Consider the following 5,607-nt stretch of genomic DNA (forward strand, 5'->3'; position numbering starts at 1 on the left):
ATATTTCTCTGTTCCAAATGTTTTTAAGTCAGACTTCTCAGGAGTGCTAAAGGATCAAGAATTAGTCGGAGAATTCTTGGCCAAAGAAAATGGGAAAGAGTTTAAAGTCATTCTCAAAGCATCAATTATAAGTAAATGTAATCTAAGAGGAACTCTTTCTAGTGGAGGATTTGTCTTTGGAGAGTTTAATGGAGTTTGTCATGAATAACTTTATTGAACAGCTCCGTTCACATCGATCAATTAGAAAATATATGAATAAAGAAGTATGTGATGACGTTTTAGATGTCATATTAGAGGCGGCGATATGTGCTTCGACTTCAGGAAATATGCAGGCCTATTCAATTATTGTGAGCCGAGATAAAACAATTAAGGAGCAAATGTTTAATGCTCATTTTGAACAGACCATGTTAATGGAATCTCCTGTCTTTCTAACTTTTTGTGCAGATTTTAATAGGAAGAGGAAATGGTTGTCTCAGAATTCAGCAGCTAATAATTTTGATAACTATATGAGTTTTATGATTGCTTCAATTGATGCCATTTTAGCAAGTCAGAATGCTGCCCTTGCGGCAGAGAGTCTTGGGCTTGGAATATGTTATATGGGAACAACTCTTGCTAGTGCCTCTGAAATTGGTAAAGTTTTGGATTTACCTGAGAATGTTGTACCTATTGTTGGGTTCTCTTTAGGCTATCCAGATGAGGAGCCAGTCCTCAAGAAAAGACTTCCACTCAAAGGAGTCGTTCATTATGAAAAGTATAGTGACTATTCACCTGAAGCAATTGATGAAATTTATGCTGAAAAGAACTTTGAGGGAATGAAGCGCTTCAAAAATGACCCAAAGTTTACAAAACAATTAGAAGAATTTGACATTGAGAATCTTGCTCAAGTTTATACTCAATTAAAATACACAGAAAAGTCACACTTGGAATATAGCAAAAACTTGTTAGAGTATTTGTGTGAGCAAAACTTTCTAAAACTTAATGGAGTATAAATGTTTCAAAAAGCCCTCTTACTATCTTTGACCATCGGTCTGATCTCTTGTTCTCAATTCACAACAAAGAATGAGACAACTTATGATCAACGATTAACAAAATACAAGTACCCTTTTAAGGTTTATCAATTCAAACTTAAGTCACAGAAGCAAGAGCTGGAAATGGCCTATATGGATCTCAATAAAGACTCCAAGAAGGTTATTACATTACTTCATGGTAAGAATTTCGCAGGGTTTTATTGGGAGAGAATCGCCAATGACCTTGTAAAACGTGGTTATCGAGTGGTTATTCCTGATCAGATAGGGTTTGGAAAGAGTTCTAAACCAAAATCTTATCAATTTAGTTTTGCAAACCTTGCTTTAAATACTAAGAAACTCTTAGACAAGTTAGGTATAGAGAAAACAGTTCTTGTTGGCCACTCAATGGGAGGAATGCTAGCTACGCATTTTACTTATCTCTATCCAAAAAGTGTGGAGCAGCTTGTGATGGTAAATCCAATTGGCCTTGAACCCTACCTCAAATATGTCCAATACAAGGATCCCGAATTCTTTTACAGAAACGAGCTTAAGAAAACTCCCGAGAAGTTCAAGGCTTATCAAGTTAAAAATTACTATGATGGAAAGTGGAAGAGTGAATATGATTCACTTTTAGAGCCTTATAATGGACAAATGAAAGGAAGTGATTGGCCTAGAGTCGCTTGGAATAATGCTCTAACTTATGGTCCAATCTTTAGTGAAGATATTACAACACTATTTAAGAGTATTAATCATCCGACGTTACTTGTAATCGGAACAAGAGATAAAACTGGACCAGGAAGAAATTGGAAGAAAGAGGGTATTAATAGAACTTTAGGAGATTATAAGAAGCTTGGTCGGGTGACTAAGAAATCTCTAAAAAATTCTAAACTTGTTGAGCTTAAAGGATTAGGACACATGCCACAGTTCGAAGACTATGAAAGGTTTAGCCAAGCTTTCTTCAAGAATCTAAAATAATTATAATACGAGTAGGTCTATACAGGCCTACTCTTATTTTCTCTGAAAGCTTTGCGATATATAAGAAATTTCTTTGGCAAAGGTTTCAGCAGTCTTTGAAATATTCCTCTTACTAGGACTAAGTAGCCATATCGGAATTTCTTCAGGAGTATAACTCTCTAAGATGGAAATAAGATTACCATTCTCAATATGGGGAAGGACATATTCTCCAGGTAAGTAACAGATTCCTAGATCACTAAGAGCTGCTTTTAAAAGTGTTCTTCCGTTGTTGCTCTTATAATTTCCCCCAATCGTTAAGCTATGTCTCTTGTTGTTAATGATAAAGCTCCAATTCTCTTTTAAAGAAAGACAATTGTGCTTCTTAAGTTCTTCAGGACTTTTTGGAATCCCATGGAGATTGAGATAATTTGGAGTTGCGCAAATATAAACTTTCCGAGTTGCAATCTTTCTAGAAATTAGAGAGGAGTCTTTGAGGTGGCCAACCCTTATCGCAAAATCATAAGAATCCTTGATGAGATCAACTATCCTCTCCTCAAAAACTAATTCAATTTTCACGTTAGGATATTTCTTTAAGTACTCAAAGACGAGAGGGGAGATAAACTCCTCACCAAAAACACCTGCAACAGTAATTCTTAATTTACCACTTGGAAGATCTGACTTTGATTGAACTTCATCAAGGGCCTTATTAATACTGTGAAAACTTGTAGAACATGCTTGATAAAATTTCTCGCCTACAGTTGTGAGTTGCACGACTCTTGTTGATCGATTAAAGAGCCTTTGTCCTAATTCATTTTCTAATTCTTGAATCATTTTAGAGACATAGGCTTTTGAGACATTCAGCTCTTTTGCAGCCTTGGAGTAGCTTGCTAGTTTGGCGACTTTTTCAAAGGCGATGAGGTTTTTAAAGTTCTTGATTGTTTCCATAGGTTAACAATGTGTCAACTTGATGCGTAATTGTCAATAGACTACAATAGGTAAAGTCTTAAAAATAAACAAAGGATATTTTCTATGAGCAAGAATACAATGAAGGTTAAAGCTGCAGTTGCATGGGGTCCTAAAGAGCCTCTTAAAATTGAAGAAGTTGATCTAGAGCTACCAAAGAAAGGTGAGGTCCTAGTAAAGATCGTTGCAACAGGTGTTTGTCACACTGATGCTTACACACTGTCTGGTCAAGATCCAGAGGGATTATTTCCTGTTATTTTAGGACATGAAGGTGGTGGAATTGTTGAGGCCGTGGGTGAAGGAGTGACAACTCTTCAAAAAGGTGACCACGTTATTCCTTTGTACACTGCTGAATGTGGAACTTGTAAAATGTGTACTTCTGGTAAAACTAATCTTTGTTCAAGTGTTCGTGAGACACAGGGAAGAGGACTTATGCCAGATGGTACGTCACGTTTCTCAAAAGACGGAAAAATGATTCACCACTATATGGGAACTTCAACATTTGCTGAGTACACAGTTCTTCCCGAAGTTTCTTTGGCAAAGGTAAGTAAAGAAGCACCTCTTGATAAAATTTGTCTTCTCGGTTGTGGAGTTACAACTGGAATTGGTGCTGTTTTTAATACTGCTAAAGTTGAAGAAGGTGCAACCGTTGCAATTTTTGGTCTTGGAGGAATTGGACTCTCTGTAATTCAAGGTGCAAGAATGGCAAAGGCCGGGAAAATCATTGCTGTAGATATCAACGAAGATAAATTTGAAATGGCAAAGAAATTTGGTGCGACTGATTTTGTTAATCCTAAAAATTATGACAAACCAATTCAAGAAGTCATCGTAGAGATGACAGATGGTGGTGTTGATTATTCATTTGAATGTGTTGGAAATGTGCAGCTTATGAGATCAGCATTAGAGTGTTGTCATAAAGGTTGGGGGGAATCAATTATTATTGGTGTTGCCGGAGCTGGACAAGAAATTAGTACGAGACCATTCCAACTTGTTACTGGAAGAGTGTGGAAGGGAAGTGCTTTTGGTGGAGTAAAAGGAAGGACTGAACTTCCTGGTTATGTAGATCGTTATATGAGTGGTGAAATTAATCTCGATGATCTCGTTACATTTAAGTTACCTCTAGAGAAAATCAATGAAGCATTTGATCTTATGCATGAAGGTAAGAGTATCAGAACTGTTATTGATTACTCAATGGAGTCATAATGTCGTTTGAAGTTTTAAAGAGGCACAAAAGTTTTGAGGGAGAGACATTATTTTGCTCTCATCATTCTGAAGCAACAAAAAAAGAAATGAAGTTTTCAGTCTTTCTCCCTAGCGAGGTTAAAGAGATTGATAACGCAATTATTTGGTTATCTGGCTTAACTTGTAACGAAGAAAATTTTATAACGAAGGCCGGTGCACAAAAAGTTCTTTCTGAAACTAGGACGATGATAATATGTCCGGACACTTCTCCTCGGGGAGTAGGTGTTACTGGAGAAGATGATAGTTACGATTTTGGATCGGGGGCAGGGTTCTATGTGAATGCTACAACTGATGGATATAAAGATAATTATAAGATGTATGATTATATTGTTTCTGATTTAGTGAAACTCTTAAGAGATGATTTTGAAGTTAAGGATATTTCAATCACTGGACACTCTATGGGAGGTCATGGAGCGTTAGTTATCGGTTTGAGAAACCCAGAGCTTTTTAAATCTATTTCAGCATTTTCACCTATTGTTAATCCTGTGAACTGTCCATGGGGACAGAAGGCCTTAAAAGGATATCTAGGTGATAATAAAGAGGATTGGAATCAATACGATAGTTGTATGCTCTTAAAATCAGGTCATAAACACCCTCAGCCGATTTTAATCGATCAGGGGCTGGCCGATGAGTTTTTTGAAGAACAACTTCTCACTAAGAACTTTGAAGAAGCTTCTCAAGCGGCCAATCAAGAAAGTATCGTAAACTACAGAGAAGGTTATGATCATAGTTACTATTTCATAAGTAGCTATATTGAAGATCACATAAGATTTCATTTGAAATATCTATAAACAAAGAAGGGGCCCTGTAAGCCCCTTTTTATTTTATCTTTTTGAATCTCATCAGTTCTTTCTTTTTCTGGCCAACCATAAATGTGAGAAATTCCGGGTTGTCTTCTAGACTATAGATTAGAGTTAACTTTTTCGATTCACCTTTTAGAAGGGTTTGTCTTAGTGGATAAACTTGAAGTTTTTTTTCATATTCCTTCTTACTCAAAAATAGTTTCTTATGAGCTTTTTCTAAACGTCTTTCTTCTTCGCTTCTTCTTTCTTCGTACTCTTTATAATCTTCACCTTCTGGAATAATGATATAAAGTCAGCTGAAATACTTCCAATATCTTGAAGTGAATTAGTTTTGATATCTCTTTCCTGTCTATTGATATCTGATTTTTGTAAGCTTAGGTCTTCCTGATAGTCAACGTGTGGTATAATTCTTTCTTTGTCGAGTAAGTGAAAATATCTCGGTGTAATGAGAATATCATTTTTTGACTGATTCTTTAGTTCAACATCAAAGATCAAAAGGTCATACTTCCTCTCTTTAAAGGAGATGATACTTTCAATACCTTCAACCTCTATTTGTGATGCTGGTAAGTTATTTCGATATATAATCTTTTCTTTATCCTCAACGCTTGGAGCGTAATCATTTGGAATAAATACAGAAC

The 5,607-nt window shown here is 36.0% G+C and carries 7 protein-coding genes; 5 read left to right on the top strand and 2 right to left on the bottom strand.

Going from position 1 to position 5,607, the window contains the following annotated elements; all coding sequences use genetic code 11:
• The 3 genes from M901_RS09715 to M901_RS09725 all read left to right on the top strand — a co-directional run.
• Window positions 1–208 (top strand): hypothetical protein (locus M901_RS09715; protein WP_021278031.1); only part of this gene is annotated, 208 nt, incomplete at its 5' end.
• Complete coding sequence (locus M901_RS09720) at window positions 201–989, top strand: nitroreductase family protein (RefSeq protein WP_021278033.1); 789 nt, start codon at window positions 201–203, stop codon at window positions 987–989. The genes M901_RS09715 and M901_RS09720, both read left to right, overlap by 8 nt.
• Window positions 990–1,982, top strand: coding sequence for an alpha/beta fold hydrolase (locus M901_RS09725; RefSeq protein WP_021278026.1), 993 nt, complete (start codon window positions 990–992; stop codon window positions 1,980–1,982).
• A 33-nt stretch (window positions 1,983–2,015) separates the two neighbouring features.
• Here the strand turns inward: M901_RS09725 and M901_RS09730 are convergent, their stop codons facing one another.
• Window positions 2,016–2,906: a LysR family transcriptional regulator gene (locus tag M901_RS09730; protein ID WP_021278028.1), complete on the bottom strand. Its 891-nt coding sequence runs from the start codon at window positions 2,904–2,906 to the stop codon at window positions 2,016–2,018.
• 99 nt (window positions 2,907–3,005) lie between these two features.
• Between M901_RS09730 and M901_RS09735 the strand changes: the two genes are divergently transcribed.
• Both M901_RS09735 and fghA read left to right on the top strand, forming a co-directional pair.
• Window positions 3,006–4,127 (top strand): S-(hydroxymethyl)glutathione dehydrogenase/class III alcohol dehydrogenase, encoded by a 1,122-nt coding sequence (locus M901_RS09735; protein ID WP_198295382.1) that lies wholly within the window; start codon window positions 3,006–3,008, stop codon window positions 4,125–4,127.
• Window positions 4,127–4,957, top strand: coding sequence for an S-formylglutathione hydrolase (gene fghA, locus M901_RS09740; RefSeq protein WP_021278027.1), 831 nt, complete (start codon window positions 4,127–4,129; stop codon window positions 4,955–4,957). The genes M901_RS09735 and fghA overlap by 1 nt, the downstream gene beginning before the upstream one ends.
• Window positions 4,958–5,185: 228 nt before the next feature.
• Here the strand turns inward: fghA and M901_RS09745 are convergent.
• On the bottom strand, window positions 5,186–5,607 hold a 422-nt coding region (locus M901_RS09745; RefSeq protein WP_021278029.1), incomplete at its 5' end, for a hypothetical protein.

Origin of the sequence: Bacteriovorax sp. DB6_IX, assembly GCF_000447775.1 — a bacterium.
GTDB lineage: Bacteria > Bdellovibrionota > Bacteriovoracia > Bacteriovoracales > Bacteriovoracaceae > Halobacteriovorax_A.

Coding starts and splice junctions, on each gene's coding strand:
- M901_RS09725 (WP_021278026.1), top strand. CDS start 990: ATGTTTCAAAAAGCCCTCTTACTATCTTTGACCATCGGTCTGATCTCT.
- M901_RS09720 (WP_021278033.1), top strand. CDS start 201: ATGAATAACTTTATTGAACAGCTCCGTTCACATCGATCAATTAGAAAA.
- M901_RS09730 (WP_021278028.1), bottom strand. CDS start 2,906: ATGGAAACAATCAAGAACTTTAAAAACCTCATCGCCTTTGAAAAAGTC.
- M901_RS09735 (WP_198295382.1), top strand. CDS start 3,006: ATGAAGGTTAAAGCTGCAGTTGCATGGGGTCCTAAAGAGCCTCTTAAA.
- fghA (WP_021278027.1), top strand. CDS start 4,127: ATGTCGTTTGAAGTTTTAAAGAGGCACAAAAGTTTTGAGGGAGAGACA.